The 2114-nt window shown below is 43.9% G+C and carries 1 protein-coding gene and 1 pseudogene; one reads left to right on the forward strand and one right to left on the reverse strand.

Annotated features, from left to right (window positions below):
- Positions 1-42: 42 nt before the first annotated feature.
- Complete coding sequence (locus DP117_RS36820) at positions 43-1332, reverse strand: hypothetical protein (protein ID WP_339381167.1); 1290 nt, start codon at positions 1330-1332, stop codon at positions 43-45.
- 587 nt (positions 1333-1919) lie between these two features.
- Between DP117_RS36820 and DP117_RS35790 the strand changes: the two are divergent.
- A pseudogene (locus tag DP117_RS35790) lies at positions 1920-2114 on the forward strand (hypothetical protein); the annotation flags it as partial.

Below are 2114 nucleotides of genomic sequence, written 5' to 3' on the forward strand. Positions count from 1 at the left end.
GACAACAATAAATTGTACCGTTTTATGGTGTTTTGCACCGTTTTACGAGTCTCCCAACTGTGTCACCAATTTCCAGCGTTCTTCACCCAATTCGGCTTTCGTCGCCACTCGTCGCGTATCTTGTCTGTCTTCACCCGGATGCACTAATTGGATGAAAATCCGCCGTACCTGTTCTTTCTGAACTGCACTCAATTTACCATAATTCTGATCTGCATGACGAGCCAACGCACCTTGTACCTTACCTATGTGCTGATAAGCTGCATGAGTTAACTGTTTACCCTTTCGCTCCTTCCACAATTGGGTTAACGCAAACTCCAAAAGAGGTAAATTCCCCGGTTCATCTTCCACATCATCCAAAATGCGTTCCACCAGTCCCCCTTCAAATGTCACCCCCAACTTTTCAGCAGGCTTTGCAATCACCTGTAAAAGTTCATCATGATTCATCGATCTGAGCTTGATATCAGTTTTTAATACATCTCCAAAAGCGGGATATGACAGAGCATTCCCCAAGAAATCTGCCCGCATGGTTGCAACTAGCACATGATTGTATTGGGACTGATACCAAGTTGCATTTTGTTGTGGTAGCGCTTTAGGGGAGATTGCTTCGTTCCACTTCGTTTCACTCGCAATGACAGGTGGTACTTTTGATTGCAACTCGGTATGATAAGCAGAGGATTGAAAGCTGGCTAATAAACTATCTAAAAAACTATGCCGAATTTTTTGATCCGCACACAAAGTATAAAGTTCTTCAAATTGATCCGCAATTAGCAACACCCGATGTGTAGGGTGATTTTGGTGAATCTGGGCAAATACATCAGCTAGAGGAATTTCACCATCGCCAAGAGCTTGTGCTAATTTACGAGCTTGGATTATCTTATCAGTATTATCTAGATTTTGCGTGTAAAGGGGAACTAGCGCCAAAGCCAGAGCATGGAAAGGCTCGGAACCAGGACGGAAGTGAGTAAATAACCAGTGACCTTCATTTTGCAGCTTTGGCACCAATCCCGCCAACACCACCGAAGATTTACCGCTTCCCGACGCACCTAACACAGGTATAAAATTACGGACTTGAGTCGCCGCGAATAGTTCTTCTACAAATACCTCACGTCCAAAGAAAAACTCCGCATCATCAGGACCAAAGTGAAACAAACCGCGATAAGGACAGAGAAGATTTTCATCAGCGCCATCAGTATATTCAACAGGGATTACTGTTGTATTTTCACGGTAATAGTAATTAGTGATGGTAATAGTAGCGGTGTTACTATCACCAGTAATAATGGCACTACTGTCAGCACTCCCTCCAACTTTGGCGCTGCGATCTTCTGCTGTCATCCTCCCTCACTTATGAATTCTAGACGGTTTGTACTGGTTTACAGCAATTAGGGTAAATAAACCACGCACTCAGGCGCAAAAGCTAGCTCATTAGTGTCAACTGAAGACGAAACCCAAGTTAAGAACGTTACATTACGGTTATCCTACTCGCTCACAATTGTCGCATAACCTCACCCCGGTTTTGTCTTGCGCCAAAACCGCCCCTCTCCTTGGTAAGGAGAGGGGATGTAAAGCTACGCTTTACAGGGGTGAGGTCAAATCAACGACATGGTATAAGGATTTGAGCTTTAAGTTGACACGTATGAGCTAGCTTTTGCCCCTACGACAGATGTGGTTCAAATAAATGAAAACTGTTTTAATACCTTACATATATAGTTGCCAGTAAAATCAACATATGCATCCATTGGAGTACTTCAGCACAAAGGGCTGTAATTACGGAAAACTTCACGACGGTGAATGGAAGTGCAGAAGATGAGAGATTTTATTCTTTCTTTTGCATGAGTGACTTTTAACTTTTGACTTTACAAGGCGATGCTCCAGCAGGGAGCCACCCAAAGGGTGATCGCACCCCAGCAAACATATGCGCCATGATTGATAAATACGGGCAATTTAAAACAGGAGCGGCTTTAATGCAATCAGCGTTACGAATTGAGACTAAAGTTTTACCAGGCAACAAGATTGAAATCAACCTGCCTGCCGACACTGCCTTAACCTCAGTGGGGCAAACCGTTGAGGTGATAGTCCTTCTACCAGAGCTGACGGTGTTACGCTGTACATCCCTG

Origin of the sequence: Brasilonema sp. UFV-L1, from assembly GCF_012912105.1 — a bacterium.
In the GTDB taxonomy this organism is placed as follows: domain Bacteria; phylum Cyanobacteriota; class Cyanobacteriia; order Cyanobacteriales; family Nostocaceae; genus Brasilonema.